The sequence below is a fragment of the Mesorhizobium sp. M0678 genome, from assembly GCF_040320505.1.
Lineage (GTDB): Bacteria > Pseudomonadota > Alphaproteobacteria > Rhizobiales > Rhizobiaceae > Mesorhizobium.
This window is the reverse complement of record NZ_JAMYPT010000001.1, coordinates 68531-92494: the sequence shown is the minus strand read 5'-3', so window position 1 is coordinate 92494 and position 23964 is coordinate 68531. Positions and strand designations below refer to the sequence as shown.

At 61.1% G+C, this 23964-nt stretch carries 26 protein-coding genes; 23 read left to right on the top strand and 3 right to left on the bottom strand.

Going from position 1 to position 23964, the window contains the following annotated elements; all coding sequences use genetic code 11:
* Window positions 1-110 precede the first annotated feature (110 nt).
* Window positions 111-1061, bottom strand: coding sequence for an AEC family transporter (locus tag NKI29_RS00420; protein ID WP_352470327.1), 951 nt, complete (start codon window positions 1059-1061; stop codon window positions 111-113).
* Window positions 1062-1210: 149 nt separating this feature from the next.
* On the opposite strand from NKI29_RS00420, the gene NKI29_RS00415 reads away from it, so the two are divergent.
* The 8 genes from NKI29_RS00415 (at window position 1211) to NKI29_RS00380 (ending at window position 10057) form a co-directional block, all read left to right on the top strand.
* A complete protein-coding gene (locus NKI29_RS00415; RefSeq protein WP_352757462.1) occupies window positions 1211-1846 on the top strand; it encodes a caspase family protein in 636 nt (211 codons plus the stop codon).
* A complete protein-coding gene (locus tag NKI29_RS00410) occupies window positions 1789-4224 on the top strand; it encodes a caspase family protein (protein ID WP_352757461.1) in 2436 nt (811 codons plus the stop codon). Before NKI29_RS00415 ends, NKI29_RS00410 begins: the two co-directional genes overlap by 58 nt.
* Before the next feature lie 106 nt (window positions 4225-4330).
* Window positions 4331-4879: a histidine phosphatase family protein gene (locus NKI29_RS00405; RefSeq protein WP_352454578.1), complete on the top strand. Its 549-nt coding sequence runs from the start codon at window positions 4331-4333 to the stop codon at window positions 4877-4879.
* Window positions 4880-5092: 213 nt separating this feature from the next.
* Window positions 5093-5377: an acyl carrier protein gene (locus tag NKI29_RS00400; RefSeq protein ID WP_023676462.1), complete on the top strand. Its 285-nt coding sequence runs from the start codon at window positions 5093-5095 to the stop codon at window positions 5375-5377.
* A gap of 39 nt (window positions 5378-5416) precedes the next feature.
* Window positions 5417-6604, top strand: coding sequence for a beta-ketoacyl-ACP synthase (locus tag NKI29_RS00395; RefSeq protein WP_352757460.1), 1188 nt, complete (start codon window positions 5417-5419; stop codon window positions 6602-6604).
* Window positions 6605-6679: 75 nt separating this feature from the next.
* Complete coding sequence (locus NKI29_RS00390) at window positions 6680-7951, top strand: beta-ketoacyl-ACP synthase (RefSeq protein ID WP_352795318.1); 1272 nt, start codon at window positions 6680-6682, stop codon at window positions 7949-7951.
* An 83-nt stretch (window positions 7952-8034) separates the two neighbouring features.
* Window positions 8035-9063: a zinc-binding dehydrogenase gene (locus NKI29_RS00385; RefSeq protein ID WP_352795316.1), complete on the top strand. Its 1029-nt coding sequence runs from the start codon at window positions 8035-8037 to the stop codon at window positions 9061-9063.
* A gap of 1 nt (window position 9064) precedes the next feature.
* On the top strand, window positions 9065-10057 hold the full coding sequence (locus NKI29_RS00380; RefSeq protein ID WP_352795315.1) for a lipid A biosynthesis lauroyl acyltransferase: 993 nt from the start codon (window positions 9065-9067) through the stop codon (window positions 10055-10057).
* A gap of 143 nt (window positions 10058-10200) precedes the next feature.
* On the opposite strand, the gene NKI29_RS00375 is transcribed toward NKI29_RS00380, so the two are convergent.
* Entirely contained in the window at window positions 10201-10629 is a 429-nt protein-coding gene (locus NKI29_RS00375) for a L,D-transpeptidase (protein WP_023676467.1), read from the bottom strand.
* A 222-nt stretch (window positions 10630-10851) separates the two neighbouring features.
* Between NKI29_RS00375 and NKI29_RS00370 the strand changes: the two genes are divergently transcribed.
* The 12 genes from NKI29_RS00370 to NKI29_RS00315 all read left to right on the top strand — a co-directional run bounded on the left by NKI29_RS00370 (window position 10852) and on the right by NKI29_RS00315 (window position 21101).
* Window positions 10852-12141, top strand: coding sequence for an acetylornithine deacetylase/succinyl-diaminopimelate desuccinylase family protein (locus NKI29_RS00370; RefSeq protein ID WP_352795313.1), 1290 nt, complete (start codon window positions 10852-10854; stop codon window positions 12139-12141).
* 130 nt (window positions 12142-12271) lie between these two features.
* Window positions 12272-13750, top strand: coding sequence for an ABC transporter substrate-binding protein (locus NKI29_RS00365; RefSeq protein WP_352795311.1), 1479 nt, complete (start codon window positions 12272-12274; stop codon window positions 13748-13750).
* Between the two features lie 236 nt (window positions 13751-13986).
* Window positions 13987-14934, top strand: coding sequence for an ABC transporter permease (locus tag NKI29_RS00360; RefSeq protein WP_352795309.1), 948 nt, complete (start codon window positions 13987-13989; stop codon window positions 14932-14934).
* On the top strand, window positions 14931-15800 hold the full coding sequence (locus NKI29_RS00355) for an ABC transporter permease (RefSeq protein WP_352795308.1): 870 nt from the start codon (window positions 14931-14933) through the stop codon (window positions 15798-15800). Before NKI29_RS00360 ends, NKI29_RS00355 begins: the two co-directional genes overlap by 4 nt.
* On the top strand, window positions 15797-17416 hold the full coding sequence (locus NKI29_RS00350) for an ABC transporter ATP-binding protein (RefSeq protein WP_352795307.1): 1620 nt from the start codon (window positions 15797-15799) through the stop codon (window positions 17414-17416). The genes NKI29_RS00355 and NKI29_RS00350 overlap by 4 nt, the downstream gene beginning before the upstream one ends.
* Before the next feature lie 448 nt (window positions 17417-17864).
* Window positions 17865-18329, top strand: a complete 465-nt coding sequence (locus tag NKI29_RS00345) for an Imm26 family immunity protein (RefSeq protein ID WP_023676473.1) — start codon at window positions 17865-17867, stop codon at window positions 18327-18329.
* Window positions 18330-18621: 292 nt separating this feature from the next.
* A complete protein-coding gene (locus NKI29_RS00340; protein WP_156937332.1) occupies window positions 18622-19245 on the top strand; it encodes a DNA polymerase Y subunit UmuC family protein in 624 nt (207 codons plus the stop codon).
* Between the two features lie 137 nt (window positions 19246-19382).
* Window positions 19383-19574, top strand: coding sequence for a hypothetical protein (locus NKI29_RS00335; RefSeq protein WP_023676475.1), 192 nt, complete (start codon window positions 19383-19385; stop codon window positions 19572-19574).
* Between the two features lie 139 nt (window positions 19575-19713).
* Entirely contained in the window at window positions 19714-19914 is a 201-nt protein-coding gene (locus tag NKI29_RS00330) for a DUF4926 domain-containing protein (RefSeq protein ID WP_023676476.1), read from the top strand.
* Between the two features lie 127 nt (window positions 19915-20041).
* The gene (locus NKI29_RS00325; protein ID WP_352568929.1) at window positions 20042-20482 is read left to right on the top strand and encodes a hypothetical protein; all 441 of its coding nucleotides are present in this window, start codon (window positions 20042-20044) and stop codon (window positions 20480-20482) included.
* A 17-nt stretch (window positions 20483-20499) separates the two neighbouring features.
* Entirely contained in the window at window positions 20500-20691 is a 192-nt protein-coding gene (locus tag NKI29_RS00320; RefSeq protein WP_156937333.1) for a hypothetical protein, read from the top strand.
* 134 nt (window positions 20692-20825) lie between these two features.
* On the top strand, window positions 20826-21101 hold the full coding sequence (locus NKI29_RS00315) for a hypothetical protein (RefSeq protein WP_023676478.1): 276 nt from the start codon (window positions 20826-20828) through the stop codon (window positions 21099-21101).
* Window positions 21102-21399: 298 nt separating this feature from the next.
* Here NKI29_RS00315 and NKI29_RS00310 read toward each other — a convergent pair whose 3' ends face one another.
* On the bottom strand, window positions 21400-21831 hold the full coding sequence (locus NKI29_RS00310; RefSeq protein WP_023676479.1) for a TerB family tellurite resistance protein: 432 nt from the start codon (window positions 21829-21831) through the stop codon (window positions 21400-21402).
* A gap of 511 nt (window positions 21832-22342) precedes the next feature.
* Here NKI29_RS00310 and NKI29_RS00305 point away from each other — a divergent pair.
* The 3 genes from NKI29_RS00305 to NKI29_RS00295 all read left to right on the top strand — a co-directional run bounded on the left by NKI29_RS00305 (window position 22343) and on the right by NKI29_RS00295 (window position 23948).
* Window positions 22343-22513 (top strand): hypothetical protein, encoded by a 171-nt coding sequence (locus tag NKI29_RS00305; protein WP_023676480.1) that lies wholly within the window; start codon window positions 22343-22345, stop codon window positions 22511-22513.
* 111 nt (window positions 22514-22624) lie between these two features.
* Window positions 22625-23455 carry a helix-turn-helix domain-containing protein gene (locus NKI29_RS00300; RefSeq protein ID WP_352795305.1) on the top strand — a complete coding sequence of 277 codons (831 nt, stop codon included), beginning with the start codon at window positions 22625-22627 and terminating at the stop codon, window positions 23453-23455.
* Window positions 23456-23528: 73 nt separating this feature from the next.
* Window positions 23529-23948 (top strand): VOC family protein, encoded by a 420-nt coding sequence (locus NKI29_RS00295; RefSeq protein WP_023676482.1) that lies wholly within the window; start codon window positions 23529-23531, stop codon window positions 23946-23948.
* The last annotated feature ends 16 nt before the right edge of the window (window positions 23949-23964 follow it).

Sequence of the window (23964 nt, the reverse complement as noted above, 5' to 3'; positions counted from 1 at the left end):
GCTCTTAGCCCAGGGCAAGCCCCGCAAGCAATCACAAGATGGCATATAGGGTTTGGGCCAGCCAAAGCGAGAGGCGATGCAGCCGGGTTCTTATCCAAAAACCCGGGCTCTTATCCAAAAACATGGACGACCACTGTCAGCCAAAACGCAGTGGTCACGACCGCACAGGCGGTGGCGATGGTCATCTGGTTCGACGCCAGCGCCTGGCCGGTGTTGAACTGCACCGCGATGAGATAGGAATTGATGCCGGACGGCAACGCCGCAACCATGACCGCCACCTTGGCCGTCAATGGCGGCAGGCCGATCAGCCAGACCAGGCCGAGAACCAGCGCCGGCATTAGGAACAGTTTCAGCGCCGACAGCGCCAGCGCCGGCCTTACATTGCCGGAAATGCCGAAACGGCGCAGGCTGAGCCCCATGGCGAACAGCGCCACCGGGGCGGCCGTGCCGGCCAGCGCGTCGCTCAGCCGCGTCGCAAGCACCGGCAGCGGCGCACCGGTGAAGCGCCACGCCAGCCCGGCCAGTATGCCGATGATCAGCGGATTGATGAATACCCTCCTGAGAAAGCTCCTGACGACGCGGAGCGGATGCACAGGCTCGCTGCCGCCGCGGCCGAACATCTCGAAAAGGATGATCGAGGCCATCATCATCACCGGCAGGTGAATGGAAACGAGCAGTGACAGCACTTCGAACCCCGCCGGCCCGAACACGCCGATGATGAAGGGCGCGCCGAGCAGGACGACGTTGGAGTAGGACGACGACACGCCGCCGACGACGCCGGCGCGGGCGTCCCGCCCGAAGATGCGCGTAATGACCAGATGGCCGGCAGCCCAGGTAAGCGCCACCGCCGCGAAATAAGCGCCCCATAGCGACCACGGCGCCACGCCGTGGAAATCGGCCTTTACCATGGTCTGGAACAGCAAAAGCGGCATTGCCACGTTGATGGCGAATTCGGATACGCCCTCGCCGCTCGCCGGCTTCAAATAGCCGGTCAACCCGGCAAGATAGCCGAGCCCGACGAGACTGAAGACGAAGAGGACGGTTTCGGTAAGCGGAGACATTTTTCCCGTGATAGGCGAGCCCCGGCGGCGGCGCAATCGCCCTTCCCTCGCGAATGTACCGGCCAACAATCCGGCCGCTCGGATCTTGCCCGAATTTGCTCATGGTTGGATGCCAGCGCTATACAGGGTTGTCGGGGGACACGCGGCGAATGGGCCTTGTCGGAAATCAGCACTTCTTCAAGCAGGCGTGGCTGACGGCTTTCGTCGGCGCCATGCTTTGCCTCGTGGTGACCTCGGCTCATGCCGCGGAGCCGGCGAGCCTCAAGGGCGTGGCGCTGATTGTCGGCCAGTCGAAATACCAGCACATAGCGGCTCTTCCCAACCCCGCCAACGACGCCCGCGACATCGCCAAGATGCTGACCGATCTCGGCTTCGACGCGCGCAGCGTCACCGACCGCGACACGGCAAAGCTGAAGCGCGACCTCGAGCGTTTCGCCGAGGATGCAGAGGACGCCGACGTCGCCTTGATCTACTATTCCGGCCACGGCATCGAGGCCGGCGGCGAAAACTATCTGGTGCCGGTCGACGCCGACGTTTCTTCATTGAAGGACGCCGATCAGGCCCTGGTGCCGATCTCCGCCGTCATGGACGAATTGAAGACGACCGTGCCGGTAACGATCATGCTGCTCGATGCCTGCCGCACCAACCCGTTTCCGGCGGATGCGGTGCTGCGCCGGGCGCCGACGGCCTCGGCCTCGCCGATCAGCGCGCCGGCGGATTGGAGCCGGTGCGCGGTGCCAGGGCACTGGCAAACGCGACCGCGACGGAAAATCTGGGAACGGTGATCGGCTTTGCCGCCGAGCCGGGGCGGCCGGCACTCGATGGCATCGTCGGCGAAAACAGCCCCTACGCAGCGGCACTTCTGCGCCACCTCGCGGCGATGAAGGGCACCGAGTTCGGCTCGGTCATGCGCATGGTGACCGAGGAGGTCTATCTCGACACCAAGGCCAAGCAGCGGCCATGGGTCAATGAAAGCCTGCGCCGGCTGCTCTACTTCGGCGTAGCACCGCAGGAACCGACCGGCGACGACGGCCTGATCACCGGCGAGCGGCGGCAATTGCTGCTGACGATCGCCGAGTTGCCTGACCCCAAGCGGGCACAGGTGGAACTGGCCTCGCTGCAGGACGGCGTGCCGCTCGACGCGCTTTATGGCGTGTTGAAGGCGCTCGGCACCGAAAAGATGCCGGAGGACCCCACCGACCTGCAAAAGCTGCTCGACGCCCAGGCCGAGCGCCTGAAGAAGATGATCTCCGAGCGCGACGCGCTGCGCACCGACGACCCCGAGATCAGCCGCCTCGTCGCCTCGGCCGACAAGGCGATCGGCCAGGGCGCCATCGTCACCGCGCGCAACTTCCTCGACCAGGCGGTGGGCCGGGTCGAGCAGGCCAGCGGCGTGGTCGATCGGGCAGAGGATCTGGTCAGGCAGAAGCGTCTTGCCGACGCGGCGATCTATGCCAGGCGTGCCGACGCCTCGGCGCTGGTCTTCGACTATCTGTCGGCCGCCAACGATTACGGCAAGGCCTTCTCGCTGGTCGAGAGATGGGACGACAGGCTGCGCTGGAACTACAAGAACCAGGAGGCGGAAGCGCTCAACGCGCATGGCAGCGCCACCGGCGACAGGCAAGTGCTGCAGCGCGCCATCGACGCCTACCGCGTCATCCTGAACTTCATCCCCAATGGCGAGCAGAACCGCGACTGGGCGATCACCCGCAACAACATGGCGGTGGTGCTGCAGACCATCGGCGAGCGCGAGCGCGAAACCGACCGGCTGGAACAGGCAGCGAAAATCTTTCGCGATTCGCTTGCCGTGTTCGAGCGCGAGAAGGACGACATCAACTGGGCCGCGGCCCAGAACAACCTGGCCAATGTGCTGTTGAAGATCGGCGAACGCGAGAGCGACCCGAAACGCCTGAACGAGGCGGTGGTGGCGATGCGCGCCACGCTGGAGAAGCGGCCGCGCGACAAAGTCCCGCTGGACTGGGCCGCCTCGCAAAGCAACCTTGGCCTTGCGCTTTACGCGCTTTCGGAGCGCGAACCGGACGGCGAGCGCCTGACTGAGGCCGAGGCCGCCTATCGGCTGGCGCTTGAAGAATACACGCGCGAAAAAGCCCCCGTTCAGTGGGCGATGGTCCAGAACAATCTCGGCAATACCCTGGTGTCTCTCGGCACGCAACGCAACGACAAGGCAAAAATCGACGAGGCAGCCGCGGCATTCCGCGCCGCGCTCGAAATCCGCACCCGCGACACCTTCCCGCTCTCCTGGGCGAGCAGCCGTCTCAATCTGGGTAACGCGCTGAACAGTGCTGCACGTTTCGATCTCGGCACCGGCCTGCTCGAAGAGGCGGCTGCCGCCTATGGCGATGCGCTGACCATCTTCACCCGCCAGCGTTTTCCGACGTATTGGGCTTCGGCGGAGAACAATCTCGGCTCGATCTACCAGACGCTTGGCCAGCGCACGCGCGATCCTGCCAGGCTTGAGCAATCGGCCGCTGCATACCGGGCGGCACGGCGCGTCTATACCAAAAAGGAGTTTCCGCTCGACTGGGCGATGACCCACTACAATCTCGGCAACACGCTGCAACTGCTCGGCGGCGTGACCGACAAGCCGGTGCATTACGAGGACGCGATCGAGGCCTATCGCGATGCACTTCGCGAATACAAGCGCGAGACCACGCCGCGGCAATGGGCACTGGCGCAGGCCGGCCTCGGCTCGGCGCTGCAATGGCTAAGCATGAGCGAGGCCGATCCCCGCAAACTGGCCGCTTCGATCGCCGCGCGCCGGGCAGCGCTGGAGGTGCTGACCTTCGAGACCTCGCCCGTCGACTGGGCAAACGCGCAGAACGGCATCGGCATGAGCCTGATCAATCTCGGCAATCTCGAACGCACCGGCAAATATCTGGACGAAGCCGAAGCCGCCTTCAAGGCAACGCTCAAGGTCTTCACCCGCGAAAGCCAGCCGATGCAATGGGCCTTCGAGCAGAACAATCTCGGCGACGTCCACTGGAACCGCGGCAGCTATGGCGGTGGCAATGCCGAATTCGAAAAGGCGATCGAATTCTTCGAGAACGCCAAGCAGGGCTTTACCGAAGCCGGCTACACACTCCCGATCCCGCTGACCGACCGCAAGATCGATCTGGTGAAGAAGCAGATAGCGAAGAAATAGGCGTCTCGGCCGCAGGTTGCACTCGGCTTGTCTTTCAGCCGGCTTTGCCGTCCCTATATGCCGGTCACCGGGGACCTGCCTGCCGGTCACCCGAAAAGGATGTCTGATGCTTCGATTTGTGCTGGCGCTGCTGTTGCTTGCCGTTTCCGCCACAGCCCATGCGACGGAAGCCGGCTGGGCGCTGCTGCGCGACGGCGGGCATGTCGTGCTGCTTCGCCATGCCATGGTCACAGGCACCACCGATGCGGCCAATTTCGACCTCGGCAAATGCGCCACCCAGGTCAATCTCTCGGAGCGCGGCAAGCAACAGGCGCGCAAGATCGGCGCGCTGTTTGGCGCCCGCGCGGCACCGGTCGAGCGCGTGCTGTCCAGCCGCTATTGCCGCTGCCTCGAAACCGCGCGCATCGCTTTCGAAAGCGAACCGGAGCCGTTCGCACCGCTTGACCTGCTGAAGACCGACGAAAAGGAGAAGGCCGCTCAGATCGCGGCGATCCTGGCAGAGATCCGCGGCTATTCCGGATCCGACAATCTGGTCATGGTCACGCATCTCGAAGACATCAAGGAATTGACCGGCATCTCGCCGCGCGAAGGCGAAGCCGTGGTCGTCGAGCCGCAAGGCGACGGCCTGCGCGTGCTCGGCCGCGTTACCTTCTGACCGGGCCGGTCGCTCCTCGCGTCGAGCGAGATAGGTGTTGCCGAAATGCCACTGCCACGAGAAGCCGTGGTTGGATTCCGATCTCATCTTGCTCCGCCTGGGCAGCAATCCCATCTGCGCCCGGCGTATGAGGCCTTTTCCTGCCCGGAAAAACCGATTAGACAGCCCAAAACACATGCGGACAGATTCCGCCCGCAATCGAAGGAAAAGCCCTTGTCCACCACGTTCGACAAAGTCGCCAAGATCATCGCCGACACCAGCGAGATCGACATCGAGACGATCACGCCCGAAAGCCACACCATCGACGATCTCGGCATCGACAGCCTCGACTTCCTCGACATCGTCTTTGCCATCGACAAGGAATTCGGCATCAAGGTGCCGTTGGAAAAGTGGACGCAGGAGGTCAACGACGGCAAGGCCTCGACCGACGACTATTTCGTCATGAAGAACCTGTGCGCCAAGATCGACGCGCTCGTCGCCGCCAAGAACGCCATCTAAGCACAGCGCTTGACGCGCCCTCACCCACAACAGCCGCCCATGAACCCCCGCGACGTCGTCATATCAGGCATCGGCCTTGTCTCGTCATTGGGCGAGGGTCCGGATGCGCATTGGCAAAAGCTCGTCCAGCCGCGCCTTGAACCGGTTCTGGAGGCCTCGCGCTTCTCGCCCTATACAGTCCACCCGCTGCCGGAGATCGACTGGAACCTGCAGATCGCCAAGCGTGGCGACCAGCGGCAGATGGAGACCTGGCAGAGGCTCGGCACCTATGCGGCCGGCCTTGCGCTCGACGATGCCGGCATCAAGGGCAATGACGAACTCTGCGCGACCATGGACATGGTGGTGGCCGCCGGCGGCGGCGAGCGCGACGAGGCAGTCGACGCGGCCATTCTCGCGGCATCGGAAAGCCGCAATGACCGCGACGTGCTGCTCAACGAGAAGCTGACCACGGAATTGCGCCCGACGCTGTTTCTGGCACAGCTCTCCAACCTGCTCGCCGGCAACATCTCGATCGTCCACAAGGTGACGGGATCGTCGCGCACCTTCATGGGCGAGGAAGGTGCCGGCGTTGCCGCTGTCGAGACGGCGGCCGCGCGCATCCGCTCCGGCCAGTCGACGCATATACTGGTCGGCGGCGCTTTCCAGACCGAACACTCCGACATGCTGCTCGGCTATGAACTGGCCGGCTACCTGCACCGCGGTCCGTGGACGCCGGTCTGGCAAAGGCAAGGTGCCGAGGGCGGCGGCGTGGTGACCGGATCCGGCGGCGCGTTTCTCGTCCTGGAGCAGCGCGAGCATGCGGAAAGCCGTGGCCGGAAGATCTATGCGGAACTCGGCCCGATCCTGTCCGGCCGTGCCAAGCGCCGGCGGGGCGAACTCGACGGTGAGATCGCCGCGCTGCTGAAGCAGGCCGCATTGCCGAATGGCGAGCTGCTCGCGATCTCCGGCGCTTCGGGCGCCCATGCCGCGACCGCCGCCGAGAAATCGGCGCTCGACGCCAATCCGGCGATCGCCGCACGCGGCTTTTCGACGCTGACCGGCCACATGAAGGAAGCGCAGTTCCCCTTCGCCGTTGCGCTGGCGGCACTGGCTGTCGACCGCAAGGCCGCCTATCCTGTCTTCGACGCCACAGTCGAAAAACCGTTTGCCGGTGTCCCGAAGACCGTCCTTGCAACAGCGATCGGCTATCACCAATTCGAGGGCATGGCGCTGATCAAAGCCGCCTAGAGCATCGGACCGAAAAGTGTGGCGCGGTTTTCGGGCGATCCGACGCACCAAGAGAAACAGGTTTTTGGACAACAAATGGCCAATCTGAACGACCACATGGGCAGGCCGATCGTCGCCGTCACCGGCATCGGCGTGGTGACGTCGCTCGGTGTCGGCAAAGCCGATAATTGGGCGGCACTTACGTCAGGCAAATCCGGCATCCATCCGATCACCCGCTTCCCGGTCGATCATCTCAACACCCGCATCTCCGGCATGATCGACTTCCTGCCGTCGAGCTCCAAGGGCGCCAGTCTCCTCACCTATGAGCTTGCCGAAACCGCCGCCCAGGAAGCGATGTCGGAGGCGGGCCTCGATGCCGGCGATTTCGGCGGACCGCTTTTCCTCGCTTCGCCGCCGGTCGAGCTCGACTGGAGCGAGCGCTTTTCGCTCTACAATTCCGACACGCACGAGACCGGTGCCGAGAGGCTGCTGCGGGTAGCGCGCGGCCTCAGGGAACTCGACATTTTCGAGACCACCCAGTTCGGCTCGATTGCCGACCGGCTTGCCGACCGTTTCGGAACGCGCGGCCTGCCGATCACGCTGTCGACAGCCTGCGCTTCGGGCGCCACGGCGATCCAGCTCGGCGTCGAGGCGATCCGCCGCGGCGAATGCGACAGGGCGCTGTCGATCGGCGCCGATGGGTCGGCGACCGCCGAGGCGCTGATCCGCTTCTCGCTTCTATCGGCGCTCTCCACGCATAACGACATCCCCGAAAAGGCCTCAAAACCCTTCTCCAAGGACCGCGACGGCTTCGTGCTGGCCGAAGGCTCGGGCGCCCTTGTGCTGGAATCGCTGGAGGCAGCACTTGCCCGCGGTGCCACCGTTCTCGGCATATTGCGCGGCTGCGGCGAAAAGGCCGACGACTTCCATCGCACCCGCTCCAAGCCGGACGGTTCGCCGGCGATCGCGGCGGTGCGCGCCGCCCTTGCCGATGCCGGCTTGAGCGAGGACGGGATCGATTATGTCAACGCTCACGGCACGTCGACGCCCGAAAACGACAAGATGGAGCATTTGTCGCTGTCGACGGTGTTCGGCGAGCGGATCTCGTCAATGCCGGTCTCGTCGAACAAGTCGATGATCGGCCATACCCTATCGGCTGCCGGTGCCGTCGAGGCAGCATTTTCGCTGATGACGATGCGCGAAAGCGTCATTCCGCCGACCGTCAACTACGACAATCCCGACCCGGCAATCGTCCTCGACGTGGTGCCGAACACCAAGCGCAATGCCGAGGTCGGCACCGTCCTGTCGAACTCCTTCGGCTTTGGCGGCCAGAACACCTGCCTTGTCATGGCGCGGGAACCGGTCTAAGCGACCGTTCCGCTCTAGCACTGTTGTCGTGCGCATGATCCCTTCCGAAACGGTTCTCGGTCATGCGCAACCTGGGATCTGGCATGCGCGCATTGCAACTTATCGAGGATCGCCGGCTTGAAACGGTGGACCTGCCGCCGCCGCCGCCGCCTTTGCTCGGCGAGGTGACGCTGCGCATCAAGGCCGTGGCGCTGAACCATATCGACGTCTGGGGCTGGCGCGGCATGGCTTTTGCCAAGCGCAAGCTGCCGCTGGTCGTCGGCGCCGAGGCTTCCGGCGAGGTCGAGGCGGTCGGCCCCGGCGTTTCCAGCCTTGTGCCCGGGCAATTGGTGTCGATCTATGGCGCCCGCACCTGCGGTCTTTGCCGCGCCTGCCGCGAAGGCCGCGACAATCTCTGCGAGCATGTTTCGGGCGTGCACGGCTTCCATCTCGACGGCTTTGCGCAGGAAAAGATCAACCTGCCGGCGCGCCTTCTGGTCCCAGCTCCGCCCGGCGTGAGCGAAATCGGCGCGGCGGTGGCGCCTGTCACCTTCGGCACGGTCGAGCACATGCTGTTCGACAATGCCCGGCTGCAGCCCGGCGAGACGATACTGGTCCATGCCGGCGGCTCCGGCATCGGCTCCGCCGCGATTCAGCTGGCCAAGAAGATGGGCTGCACGGTCATCACCACCGTCGGCTCGAACGACAAGATCGACAAGGCCAAGGCGCTCGGCGCCGACCACGTCATCAATTACCGCGACGACCGCTTCGAAGGCGTCGTGCGCAAGCTGACCAAGAAGAAGGGCGTCGACGTGGTGTTCGAGCATGTCGGCGCCGACACATTTGCCGCCTCGATGCTGTGCCTCAAACGCGGCGGTCGGCTGGTCACCTGCGGCTCGACCTCCGGCGTGTCGACGCAGATCAATTTGATGCAGTTGTTCCAGCAGCAGCTGAAGCTGCTAGGCTCGTTCGGCTGCCGCATGGAAAACATGGCTGACGCCATGCAGAAGATGGCGGCGGGCCTGGTCGCGCCGGTGATCGACACCGAGGTTGGCTTCGACGGCATCGATGCGGCGCTGAAGCGCATGGAAGGCCGCGACGTCTTCGGCAAGATCATCCTGCGCGTCGGCTGAAATGATCGGCAACGCCTTCAGGAAGATCCGCAGGGACGTGGGATTCCGCTATGGCAGGCGGCTTCGCCAGTTCAACTACTGGCTGGTCGCGCGCGTCGCGATGATCATCATCTCCGCGCTGCGCCTGCTGCCGCCCGACAGGGCGCTCAATTTCGCCGACCGCGCTGCCCGCCGCATCGGCCCTTGGGTAGCGCGCCATCAGGTTGCTGTCGACAATCTGCGCAAGGCCTATCCGGAAAAGAGCGATGCCGAGATCGAGGCGATCGCTTCCGACATGTGGGGCAACATGGCCCGCCTGGCCACCGAATACATCTTTCTCGATGCTTTGTTCGACTACGATCCCACTGCGACGAAGCCGGGCCGTGTCGAGGTCAAGGGCGTGGAGCATTTCGTGCGCATTGCCGGCGAGGACAAGCCGCATATCGTCTTCACCGGGCATCTCGGCAATTTCGAGCTGCTGCCAGTGGCGGCGGCGACCTTCGGCATGAACATCACGGCGCTCTTTCGCCCGCCCAACAACCCTTACCTCGCCGACTACATCCTCTCGACCCGCCGCTCGAGCATGGGATCGCTGCTGCCGTCTTCGACCGGTGCCTCGTTCGCACTTGCGGCCATCCTCGAGAAAGGCGGCAATATCGGCGTGCTGGTCGACCAGAAATTCACGGGCGGGCTCGAGACGACATTCTTCGGCCGCCCCTGCGAGAGCAACCGGGTTCTCGGCACCCTGGCGCGGCACTACGATTGCGATGTCTACCCGGCGCGCTGCGTGCGCCTGCCGAACAACCGTTTCCGGCTCGAGATCGAGGACAAGCTCACCTTGCCGCGCACCGCCGGCGGCAGTGTCGACGTCCGCGCCACCACCCAGCTTCTCAACGAGGTGGTCGAGCGCTGGGTGCGAGAAGACCCCGGCCAGTGGATGTGGTTCCACAAGCGCTGGGAGATCAGCGGCCGCAAAAAGCGTCGTCCGGCGACAGTGCGCGACAAAGCCGCCTGAGCGGAACGATCTTTTTGGGCACAGGCCCTATTTTGTTCTTGATTTGTGCCGGCAGCTATGCTACTAATTTCGGTATGGTGCTATTTGGCCCCGACGAACCCGCCGCTCCGGCGGGTTTTTTATTGCGGGCCGAGAAGCAGGCCCTAATTCGTCACGAGAATCCGCGTATTACCGAAGCCGGCTTTGCGCACCATCGAATAGAATGCGGCGGCGTTGCTGGGGTGGAGGCGCACACAGCCATGCGATGCCGGGCGTCCCAATTGCCGGATCGCGCCGGTGCCGTGGATAGCATAGCCGCCGCGGAAGAACACCGAATAGGGCATCGGCGACATGTCGTATTTGCGCGAATACCACATCCGGGCCGTCCGCTGTGGGCGATAGCTGCCGCGCGGCGTGATGTAGCCTTTGCGGGCGGTGGAAACGCTCCACCGGTAATACGAAAGCCCGTATCTTACTGTCATCGTCTGTGAGGATATGTCGATGTTCGCGACCAGGCTGGCCGCCCGGCTCTCGAACGACGAACCGAACAGCATCGCCATCAATGCCGCTGCCATGAGAACAGTGTTTTTCATGCAATCAAACCCCTTTGATGCCCCTTGCCTGCCTGCCCTCACGCTGTTCTCCAGCGTTTTGATGGCAAGCCAGCGAGCTAACACCTACTCCCTGACGATTTCACCAATCCAAAGCAGCGAATTTGAACGATTTCCCGCAATAGTTGCCGTAACGACACGCAATCGCCTCGCAATTCGCCATCGGGCTTGCAAAACCCCCTCATCCGCTGCTCAATTCGCCGAATGAACGAACCGAACGAACGGCTCCTCAAGGCTATCGATGACCGAGCCGATGATCTGGTTGCACTGACTGCGGATCTGATCCGCTTTCCGACCATCAATCCGCCCGGCGAAGCCTATCGGCCATGTGCCGAATATATCGGCGCGCGGCTGAAGAAGCGTGGTTTTGAGATCGAATTCATCCGTGCCGAAGGCACGCACGGCGACACTGACCGTTATCCGCGCGTCAACGTCGTCGCCCGTTTCGATGGCCGAGCGCCGGGTGCTTGCGTGCACTTCAATTCGCATATCGACGTCGTCGAGCCCGGCGACGGCTGGAGCCTCGATCCGTTCGCCGGCATCGTCAGGAATGGCAAGGTCTATGGCCGCGGCGCTTGTGACATGAAAGGCGGGCTTGCCGCCTCGATCATTGCCGCTGAAGCCTTCATGGAGGTCTTTCCCGATTTTCCCGGCGCCATCGAGATTTCAGGCACGGTCGACGAGGAGTCCGGCGGCTTTGGCGGCGTCGCCCATCTGGCGAAGCTCGGCTATTTCTCCAGACCGAAGGTCGACCACGTCATCATTCCCGAGCCGCTCAACAAGGATCGCATCTGCCTTGGCCATCGCGGCGTCTGGTGGGCGGAGATCGAGACCAAGGGCGAGATCGCGCACGGCTCGATGCCGTTCCTCGGCGACAACGCAGTGCGCCATATGGGCGCCGTGCTGCGGGCCTTCGAGGATGAGCTGTTTCCGGCGCTCGACCGCAAGATGACGCGCATGCCGGTCGTGCCCGAAGGCGCAAAACGCTCGACCATGAACATCAACTCGATCCATGGCGGCCAGACGGAGGATTTCCGGCCCGGCCTGCCCTCGCCCAACGTGCCCGATTCCTGCCGGCTGACAATCGACCGCCGCTTCCTGCTCGAAGAGGATCTCGCTACGGTCAAGAGCGAGGTGACCGATATCCTGGAACGGCTGAAGCGCGAGCGCAAAAAGTTCGATTACGAGATCCGCGATCTGATGGAGGTGCTGCCGCTGATGACCGAGCGCGACGCACCGGTGGTGAAGGCGGTCGCGCAAGGCATCATGGAGATATTCGACCGCGAGCCGGATTATGTGATTTCGCCCGGCACCTACGACCAGAAGCACATCGCCCGCATCGGCCATATCTATGACTGCATCGCCTATGGCCCGGGCATCCTCGATCTCGCCCACCGGCCCGATGAATGGGTCGGCATTGCCGACATGCTGGACTCGGCAAAGGTGATGGCGATCGGCCTCGACGTGCTGCTGAGGGGCGCCGGCCCGCGATGATCCGGCCATGGGCGGAAAAACATTCCTCCCGGCGTCGGCGGACGGTACGAAACGCAATTTACTCGGCGGCGAATTCACGCTTCTATCCGCCGGGTTTTGAGCACGTGTTTTAGATATGGGGAGTTGCACGATGAAATTGTGGAAAACCATTCTGGCCGCCGCGGCGCTGGTGTTGGCCGCCGGAACCTCGGCGATGGCCGCGCGCACCGACCTGGTCATCGGCATTACGCTCGAACCCCCGCATCTCGACCCGACCGCGGGTGCCGCCGCGGCAATTGACGAGGTACTCTATGCCAATGTCTTCGAGGGCCTGACCCGCATCGGCCCGAACGGCGAGGTGCTGCCCGATCTCGCCGAAAGCTGGAGCATTTCCGACGACGGCAAGGTCTACACTTTCAAGCTGCATACAGGCGTGAAATTCCATGACGGCAGCGACTTCAATGCCGACGACGTGAAATTCTCGCTCGATCGAGCCCGCGCCGACAATTCCGTCAACGCGCAAAAGAGCCTGTTCGCCGCCATCGACAAGGTCGAGGTCGTCGATCCCACGACGGTGAATGTCACGCTGAAGAACCCGCAAGGCTCGTTCCTCTACAATATGGGCTGGGGCGACGCGGTTATCGTCGCGCCTGAGACAGCCGACACCAACAAGGAAAAACCGATCGGCACCGGCCCGTTCAAATTCCAGAACTGGGCCAAGGGCTCGTCGATCACGCTGGTCAAGTCGGAAAATTACTGGGGCGCCCCGGTGTTCCTCGACAAGGCCGAGTTCCGCATCATTCCGGATGCCGCCGCCGCCGTTCCGGCGCTGCTTTCCGGCGACGTCCAGGCCTTTCCGTTCTTCGACCCCGACAGCGTCGCCCAGGTCAAGGACGACCCGCGCTTCAAGGTGGTGATCGGCTCGACCGAGGGTGAAACCATCCTGTCGATCAACAACAAGAAGCCGCCCTTCGACAAGCTGCAGGTCAGGCAGGCTATTTCCTTTGCGCTCGATCGCAAGGCGATCATCGACGGCGCCTCGGCCGGCCTCGGCGTGCCGATCGGCTCGCACATGTCGCCCGCCAGCAAAGCCTATGTCGACCTCACCGGCCTCTATCCGCACAATGTGGAGAAGGCCAAGGAATTGCTGAAGGAAGCCGGCCTGGAGAGTGGGTTCAAGGCGACGCTCAAGCTGCCGCCGCCCTCCTACGCGCGGCTTGGTGGCGAGATCATCGCCTCCGAGCTTCGCGAAATCGGCATCGATCTCGAGATCATCCCGGTCGAATGGGCGCAATGGCTGGACCAGGTCTTCACCAAGAAGGATTACGACCTGACCATCGTTTCCCACACCGAGCCTAACGACATCGATATCTATTCGCGCAAGGACTATTACTTCAACTACGACAACCCGGCCTTCGACAAGATCATCGACGAGCTGAACCTTACCTCCGACGAGGCCAAGCGCACGACGCTGCTCGGCGAGGCGCAGAAGGTCCTAACCGATGACGCCGTGGTCGGCTTCCTCTACGAGCTGCCGAAGGTCGGCGTCTGGGACGCCAAACTGCAGGGCCTATGGGAAAACGCCCCGATCCAGGCCAACGACCTGACCAAGGTGAAGTGGACGGATTGATCGCTGACAGAAAGGCGAAAGTTGCACTCCGTCACACCCCCCTCTGTCCTGCCGGACATCTCCCCCTCAAGGGGGGAGATTGAGCCCTCACCCCCGCTTTCGCTAACCACTAGCGTTGCAAGGACAGTGCCGGCGTGGAAACTGCCAATCTCCCCCCTTGAGGGGGAGATGTCCGGCAGGACAGAGGGGGGTGGGCGGGAACGCAAGCTTCGCCCGGCGCTTGCACCGGTCCCCTCATGACCGCCTATCTCCTCAAGCGGCTCGCCATCGCCATCGTCACGCTGGTTCTGGCCTCGATGGTGGTCTTTGCCGTGCTGGAGATCATTCCCGGCGACCCGGCGCGGCTGATGCTTGGCCTGAACGCCAGCGCCGACCAGATCGAATTGCTGCGCAACCAGATAGGCCTCAACGCTCCCGTCGTGCTGCGCTATCTGCATTGGGCCGGCGGCTTGCTGAGCCTCGATTTCGGCCGTTCCTACACCTATTCGGTGCCGGTCATCGATCTGGTCCGTGAGCGCCTCGTCGTCTCGCTGCCGCTGGCGCTGATGGCGCTGGCGCTGTCCACAGTCATTGCCATCCCGGTCGGGCTGTTTTCCGCCAGCAGACGCGGCCGGGTCGGCGACACGATTGCGATGGGCGCCGCCCAGCTTGGCGTCGCCGTGCCCAACTTCTGGTTCGCGCTGATGCTGATCTATCTGTTCGCCGTCTGGCTGCGGCTGGTGCCGGGCGGCGGTTTTCCCGGCTGGGGCGCCGGCGTCTGGCCGGCGCTGAAGTCGCTGCTCCTGCCGGCGGTCGCCCTCGCTCTGCCGCAGGCGGCGATCCTCGCCCGGGTCACCCGCTCGGCGCTGATTGAAGTGCTGAATGAGGACTACATCCGCACCGCCCGCGCCAAGGGCCTGCCCTATCGTCTTGTCTTGTGGCGGCATGCGCTGCGCAACGCCTTGATCCCGGTGGTCACCATTCTAGGCCTGCAATTCGCCTTCCTGCTTGCCGGCACCATCATCATCGAGAACGTCTTCTATTTGCCCGGCCTCGGCCGGCTTGTATTCCAGGCAATCAACCAGCGTGACCTGATCGTGGTCGAGAGCGTCGTCATGCTGCTGGTTGCCGCCGTCATCGTCGTCAATTTCGTTGTCGATCTCTCCTATGCGGTGGTCGATCCGCGCCTGAGAGGCCGGCAATGACGCTGCACATCGACATCCCCGACGAGAACCTTGCCGGTATCCTGGCCAAGGCGTTCAAAAACCGTTCGTTCCTTGCCGGCTTCGTCATCACCGCACTGGTGGCCGCGGTCGCGATCCTCTCCTTCTTGTGGACGCCTTACGACGTCACCAGGCTGGTCATTTCCGACAAGACCCAGGCGCCGTCGCTGGCGCACTGGTTCGGCACCGACCATTTCGGTCGCGACATCCTGTCGATGATCATGGTCGGCGCCCGCAACTCGATTGCCGTGGCGCTGGTGGCGGTCGGCTTCGGCATGGGCGTCGGCGTGCCGCTCGGCGCCTTTGCCGCGGCGCGTGGCGGCATCGTCGACGACGTGCTGATGCGGCTGAACGACCTGGTCTTCGCCTTTCCGGCGCTGCTTTCGGCAATCATGATCACCGCCATCTTCGGGCCGGGCGCGTTCAACGCCATCATTGCCATCGGCATCTTCAACATCCCGGTATTCGCGCGCGTCGCCCGGGCCGCCGCCCTGGCGATCTGGCCGCGCGAATTCATCCTCGCCGCCCGCGCCGCCGGCAAGAGCAGGACGCTGATCAGCATCGAACATGTGCTGCCCAACATCGCCACGCTGCTGCTGGTGCAAGGCACCATCCAGTTCGCGCTGGGCATACTGGCCGAAGCAGGGCTTTCCTATGTCGGGCTGGGCACCCAGCCGCCAATGCCGAGCTGGGGCCGCATGCTGTTCGACGCCCAGACCCGCATGGTGGTGGCGCCGTGGATGGCGATCTTTCCCGGCATGGCGATCGTCATCACCGTGCTTGGCTTGAACCTGCTTGGTGACGGCATTGCCGACATTCTCGATCCGAAATCGCGGCGGCAGCGATGAGCCTGCTCGAAATCGACAAGCTGTCGCTGACCATCGGCGGCACGCCCATCCTCAGGGACATCGAACTTTCCGTCGCGCCCGGCGAAGTCATGGGGCTGGTCGGCGAATCCGGCTCCGGCAAGTCGATGACGGCGCTCGCGGTGATGCAGTTGCTGCCCTGGGCGGCGCACGCCAGCGGACGCGTCACCTTCGACGGCATCGACATCCTGGCGGCGAGCGAGGACCAGATGTGCGCGCTGCGCGGCGACGACATCGGCATGGTGTTCCAGGAGCCGATGACGGCGCTCAACCCGGTCAAGACCATCGGCGAGCAGGTCGCCGAGGGTATTCGCTGGCACACCAGGGCGAGCCGCGGCGACGCCGAGGAACGGGCGCGAAAAATGCTGGACCGGGTCGGCCTGCCGGCGGCGCAGTTCCCGCTGTCGCGTTATCCGCACGAGTTGTCCGGAGGACAGCGCCAGCGCGTCGTCATCGCCATCGCCTGTGCGCTGAAACCCAAGCTGTTGATCGCCGACGAGCCGACGACCGCGCTCGACGTGGTGCTGCAGGCGCAGATCCTCGACCTGCTGCGCGACCTCGTAGCGGAAAACCGCATGGGCCTGCTGCTGATCTCGCACGACCTCGCCGTGGTGACCGAGATGGCGGACCGCATCACCATCCTGCGCCATGGCGAGGTGATGGAGGCCGGCGACACGGCGCGCATTCTGTCCGGACAGCTTCATCCCTATACGCGCCAGCTGGCGCAGGCCTCGATGCATGTGCCCGCGCGGGCTAGGCACAGCGTCGGCCAAGGAAAACCTCTGGTTGAGGTAGAGAGCGTGACGCGCGACTATCCGGCACGGCGCATATCGCTGCTCAAGCGAGGGGCTCCCATCCGCGCCGTCGACGATGTCTCCTTCTCCATGGGGCCCGGTCAGTCGGTGGCGCTGGTCGGCCGTTCCGGTTGCGGCAAGTCGACGCTTGCCCGCATGGTCCTGGCGCTGGACAGGCCGACATCAGGGACAATCCGCTTCCGCGGCGACACCCTCACCGGCAAGAGCGAGGCGGAGCTGAGGCCGGCGCGGCGCGACATGCAGGTCGTGTTCCAGGACCCGTATGGTTCGTTCGACCCACGCCAGAAGGTCGAGAGATTGGTGGCCGAGCCGCTGCATGTGCTGGAGAAGAAGCCGGCGCCCGCCGCGCGGCGCGAGATGGTGGCGCATGCGCTGCACGAGGTCGGCCTCTCACCAGGCGACATGGACAAATACCCGCACGAGTTTTCGGGCGGCCAGCGCCAGCGCCTTTCGATCGCCCGCGCCATCATCACCCGGCCGAAGCTGGTCGTCGCCGACGAGCCGGTCTCGGCGCTCGACGTCTCGATCCGCGCGCAGATCCTCGATTTGTTCGCCGAGCTCAACCAAAAACTCGGCATCGCCTATCTGTTCATCACCCATGATCTGACCGTCGCCCGCGCCATCACCGACGAGGTGATGGTCATGCATGACGGCAAGATCGTCGAGCGCGGCAGGACGAGCGAAGTACTCGACCACCCGCAATCAGAAGCCGCCAAGGCGCTGATCACTGCTGCTCCAGACCTGCACCGGGCGATTGCAAAACGGCTGCACGAACAGGGCTGAGCCGCAAGGGGCACGGGCCTTCCGATCTCCCACTGTGGGGTCCGAAGGACGGGGCGAGACCGGTGGCTCGCCCCACGAGGAGGCTCCGGTGGTTGGCGACGTGGGGGAGACGACTGTTTGTGGCCAGCCTATGAAAGTAGAAAAAATATGGGGCCATTGGGCCGATCGCCGATCGCGCAACCCGGACCTGATCGTCCCTTTGCGCGCGAAGGAGATTTAGCGAACTTAGGTTTGGAAATTGCGGTATTAATGTATGTTTTCTGCCTCGCCCGTTCGGCTTTGTCCTGCCGCGTATTCTCCGCATCGTCGCGCTTAAGCTAAGCAAAACGACTGGCAGCAACGGATAGCCCCCAAACACACGAGAGCTTGGCGCTCCAACAAAGCCGTAACTAATCACCACTCGCGCCTTCCGCATCACGCCGGCATCTGTAGTAAAGGTAACCTTAAAGTGAGAAAACTACCCTACAAGGAAGGCACCCTGTTTGCCATTCCGTTGAGATCAGGTGGCTATGGGCTTGGCTTGGTAGCTCATATGGCCCCAATGGGAAAGATTATTCTAGCATATCTATTTGGACCAATGCGTCTGGAATTGCCAAAGGCGGATGAATTAAATGACCTTAGTCCAGATAATGCAGTCAGGTGCCTACGGTGTGGCGATCTCGGTTTAATAAATGGAACTTGGCCAATTATTGGTCAAATGAAGAGCTGGGCAGAAGACAAATGGCCTATGCCAACCTTCGTTCACAAAGAAAGCCTTTCCAACCGAATTCTTATTCGAAAATACTCAGAGTCTGATCCATCGAAGCTAGAGAGCCAAACTAGCGTAGCTTCGGCGGGCGATTTGGAGCAGGACGGTTTACACGGATATCAAGCCGTCGAATTGATTCTGATCGAGCAGCTGAAACCCCATTGATCAAGGAATGACGGTAACGATGTGAATTACGAATTACGGTGACTCCCACTAGCCGGCCTCTCGTCAATGCCGCGCGGAACTTTTTTGGCGGCGTCAGCGGCTAATTTGCATCGGGCGGACTATTCATCCGGGGAGGAGCCCCACGACTAGTGAAGGAGGGATGTCACTGGGTTGTTTGGTGGAGAACAATAAAGACTATAACTCGCTTATGAATGTAATCGGCCCGAATAAGGTGGGTAGTGCGAGTTTACAGGTAAATGATTTCTCAATTGGTCCGTGAGGAGTTGCCATCATGCATTTTAAAATAGCATTGAAAATTGCCGGATTTGTTGCAATTTTGGTTTTCGGAGGATCGGCCTGTACTGTGCCATCAACTCCTGAGATACTGAACTGTTCAAATGGAATCTTTGCAGATAATTGGCCGTTCACTTGGCGAGCAGTTGAGGAGAAATGTATATCACGCGTAACCTCGCAAATTGCGAAGGAGTTCATAGACTGGAATACGAAATATGAAGAATTTAATGAGGATACTGGTGCACTTTACCTTTTTATATGGACGAGATTGATTGATAAGAATCTTGCGACTCCATTGCAATTGGACGAGAGAACGAAAGATTTTGATCAAGTAACTCGATCGCTTACGGACTCTTATGTTGGCATTTACGACGATATTGAAAAATTGCAGGAAGAATTGAAAATGTCTTTGGCCCAAAAAGGAGGCGGGGATGCGAATTCGCTCTATGCGATAAGGCTTTTAGGTTTGGTTCGAATTGAGCACGCGCGGCCCACCATTTTGTTCCTGAAGAGTCTGGTTGATCTTGACACCCACACCATTAAGGTCACGGGACAATACGGGGAAGAGATTGTAGAAATGCAAGAGTTGTTGGATTATCGGGCCAGTGCACAAGGTCGTTAGTTGCCATTCACAGATCCTAAATGACGCGGGTCATTACTTAGTGGCCGCTATTGTGCGGCAGGAACTGGAGAGAATTTCGCAATTTCGGTGCACTTTTATCGCGTTCGCCCGGCTATCATTGCACGTAGATTGACCACATGGCCCGCCTTGCCCGCATAGCGGCGTCCGGCTTCTACAACATCGGCCAGCTCACCTCCACCAACCCTGGGGCAACGCAAGGCAACAAGTATGACGGCTTTGGCAAGCTCGCCCGCCGGGACGTCACGCTGGGCACGCTGACCCACACCACGACCAGCGTGCGCGATGCCTCCGGCCAGACGGGTTGTTGATAATACGGAGCTCGATATACGGTGGACGTAACTGTTACAGGTCCGGCCGGCACCGTTGAGGTTCGCACCGGGTGGATTTTTAGCCCCCGGTTCAAACGTCCCGTCGCTGATGACACTATTCGTGAAGTAGAGTCCCGCTATGAAACCAAAGATCAACGACGTTGTGAGATTGATTTGTGATATGCTGGGAGAATCCCTTCAGGCCGGAGCGTTAGGAGTCGTTGTTGAAGAGCATTCTTATCCCGAGGAGGCATACGAGATTGAATTCAGTAGCGAAAATGGGAAGACCATCGCTCAATTAGCCTTACTTCCAAACCAGTTCGTACTGATTGCTGTGTAAGGAATTACAGCGCACTCTTTCCATATCTCCTCTCCGAATTACGGTGACAGTGCGAATTACGGTAACAGTGCACTTTTTGTTGTGTTCGCTCGGTCGAAATAGCTAGAAGATCGGAGGCGCAGAGACTATGGATATGAACGGGACTTTTGAGAGGATATTCTCAGTAACATCCGTATGGACGTCGATTGCGACCATTCCTATTTCGCTGGCGTGGGGTGAATCCGCCTGGATGGTGGTTTTTATTTTCGCGATACTTGCTGCCTCCTTTGCATTTCCAAGAAGGTTAGCGGAGCTTCTTAATCGTTTCGAACACCCCATCGGTTATCTGGAGAGGAATTTCAAAAATGACTGGACCGGATGGTCGTATACAAAATCAAACATAAACATGATATATAATTTGGGTATGATCCAGAAGTATCACTATGTATTACTTTTAATTACTGTCATTCATTTTTTGATTTCAGGTGCCTTGGGTGAAAGCGAATTAGCTGTCGCGTATCTCGCAATTATGGCTGCATTCTCTTTGATTTCCGTTGCTTTTATTGCCCGGCATAAGAGAAAGAGATAGCGCACTATGATAGTACTTTGAGCATCCGCTGGAGCGGCAAGGGGGATCTTCCCGGTTCCAAGATTGTTTCCCAAAAAGACGCTAAAATCGGTGATGTTGTTTCGTGGACTGCAAAATTCGATGATGCCACCGGGCACACTGCAGTTTACACGGGAAGTCTGAATGTTAATGGTAGCGCGCCCCGACAGTTGCCGGCGATTTTGGAATGATTGGTGCGGGCTAGTTCGATGTTCACTACGGAACAGAGGAGGGCTTGAAGCACGATTACCCCGGGGTTTATAGCTCACCCTCTTTCAGGTCGCTTGATCCCGATTGATGTCGACGTCAGAAATTGGGGGCTGAAATGAAAATTAGTAAGCAGTGCATATTTTCGGCAGCTGTGCTGAGTGCTGTGACTGCCGTATTGGTCTTGCTTATATTCTATCAGAAAATCACCGGCCCTTCGTCCAGATGGAAGGACGCACTATCGCGTGAAAAATTGACCGCACAATTTGGTGACATAAAAGCCATTAGAAGAAGTCAGATTTGGACCTATCTCGGCAAGCCTGATGAACCAAATATGCCCAAGCAATACGATCTTTGGTCTGACGATGCTTTATTTGAAAATCTTTCGACGTAGTATACAGCACTGAAGAATATAAGGCGGAACCGGATCATCAAGATCCGATCGCGGCATATATGTTTTACCAATGCACCGTTATTTTATTTGACCACAAGTTTATACTGAATTCATCACATTTGACGCTTGAGGAGTAGTGGTGACAGTGACGTGCGCTTGGCAAACTATCCCATACCCCGTGCGCCACCCGCGAATACACTGCACCCCGTAAGTGAGAACACAGATAATATCTGTGACAGGTTATCCTGGAGGATGGCCTATGACAGACAAAATGACGTTCAGAAAGTCAGCCGATGCCTCAGCCTTGAGGCTTCACCACATCGGCCGGGCTGATGTCGAGCAGGTCGAGCGTGCGGCGCAACAGCTGCATTTCGCTCCCGGCGAGTTGCGAATCGGCCTTGGCGATTTCGGCCATGTGGCGGGCGAGCAGCTTGCGCCGTTCGACGTCGAGGTCGCGGAACTGCGCGACGGCTTGCGAGCCGTTGGTCTCGTAGCCGAATTCGTTGAGATATTCGATGACGCTGTCGATGCTGGTTTCGGGAATGCCGAAGGCGTCCCGGCAGATACGCCTGAAGGCTGTCATTTCGCTTTCGCTGACCGATCCATCGGCCAATATCATACGGAACAGCATCAGCAGCTCCGCCGACAGCACCGGATCGTCCGCGACCTTGCGCACGCCAGGATCGCCGTCGAAGATCGAGCGTATCTGGTCCAGCAATCCCATCGCCATCAGCCCCTTCCGATTCGTTCGGAAGGTAGCGCGGAATCGGATTTGCGCAAACGGGGTGCGAATGGTGAAAAGGACAATCGCTTCAGGTTTGAATTCGCCTCCTCACCCTTTTAGGGCGTTGGCGCTGCCCCTCACCTGCCTGCCGGCGTCCTCTCCCCGTTTAGTGACGGGGAGAGGGGCGCTCTCGTCACCGATTTCGCCAATCGCAGGCGATGCAAGAAAAGGCGCCGACGTTGCGACCAGCCCTTTCTCCCCGTCACTATACGGGGAGAAATGCCCGGCAGGGCAATGAGGGGCGGCGGCGACATCGACAATTGGTGGTCTCCGCCACAATTTGGAAACTGTCATTCGTCTGAAGCGATGCCCTTCTGATCGAACGCGCAGCACCGTTCTGGCCACTCCCATAAAACTGCTGGCCAATCCGGCAAGCCCCGCTGCGTGCGCTCATTGGTGTGTGACCGCGCGCCTGATACTATGCCGCTGTACGAATCATGTTGAGGAGGGACCGAACATGAATCTCAGTGCGCCTACCCAGCTTATTTTCATTATATCCCTTGTCATCGCCATCATCGGCGTTCTCGCCGCGCTTGGCGTTCTTGCGTTTATACCTTTGAATGCCGCGTGGATTGTCGTCATCGCCTACATCGTGCTGGCCGCCGGCTGCCTGATGCGCGGGGCTTAAACACATCCAGACAACTCCGAATCTCAGGCAACTCGGAGCGCCCGGCCAAAAGCCGGGCGCTTTTGATTCCGACGGATGGTCTGTTAAAGTCGCTTGGCGGAAGGAAAGCGCATGCCCGCCGACAGCAAAGACGGCAGCCATCACGACAGCCCAGGCCTCGATCGATTCGAGATGGTGCGGCGCGCGCCGAGCCATCGGCTTCAGGGCGCCGTCACCGACATGTGCGGCTTTCGCGAAACCATGCCAGGCCATTTCCGCGCCATCGAATATGCCTCGCTGACCGTGCCGCTGGTCATCAGCTTTGCCGAACCCTTTGCCATCGGGCTCGGCAGGGACCCCAGCGACAATGACCGCTTCGCCAGTTTTGCCGCCGGCCTTTATGCCGGGCCGGTGGTGATCGAATCCTTCGGCGGCACCTGCTGTGTGCAGATCAATTTCACCCCGCTCGGCGCTCGTCGCTTCTTCGGGCGGCCGATGAGCGAACTGACCGACCGCATGGTCGGCCTGGATGACGTGCTCGGCGTTGACGGCATTGCACTTCGCGAAAGGCTCGGCAATTTGCCGGATTGGAGCACACGCTTCGCCATCGTCGAAGCCTTCGTCGCCCACCGGTTGGCAACCGCGAGCGGCACTCAAACAGAAATAGTCTGGGCTTATGAGACGATCGTCTCGACGCGTGGGCGGACCCGCATCTCGACGCTGGCCGAAAAGCTTGGCTGGAGCCGCAAGCATCTTACCGGAAAATTTTCGGACGCTATCGGCACCGGCCCAAAAACGCTGTCGCGAATTGTCCGCTTCAACCATGCGCTTGGGCTGTCGAGACAGGCCAACAGCGCTTGGGCCGACATCGCCGCCGGCTGCGGCTATGCCGACCAGGCGCATCTGGTGCGCGAGTTCCGCGACCTCGCAGGCGTCACGCCGACCACTGTCGCCGCGAGGTAACATTTCTTCAAGACGCGCAACCGGCCTTCGCGCAGACTGGGTTGATCGACCAACCCGCTGAAGGAGATCAGCCATGCCGAACACCACCGAACCACCGCGGCTTTATCCGGCGCTGCGCTACAGGAATGCCGGCAAGATGATCGATTGGCTGTGCGAGGCCTTCGGCTTCAGCGTCCGCGCCCGCTATGGCGAAGGCGACGTGGTGCACCACGCCGAACTCGCGTTCGGCTCCTCGATCATCATGCTCGGCACGGCGCGCGACGACGCCTATGGCAAGATGGTCGGCGCGCCGGGTTCGGACGGCGGCAAGTCGATCTACGTTGCGGTCGCTGACGCAGACGCGGCATACGCGCGGGCAAAGACCGCCGGCGCCGAGATTCTGGAAGAACTCACCGACCGCGACTATGGCAGCCGCGAATTCATCTGCCGCGATCCGGAAGGCAATGTCTGGTCGTTCGGCACCTACTGGCCGAAGGCTGACGAGAAAGCATGATCCCGAAAAGTGGAGA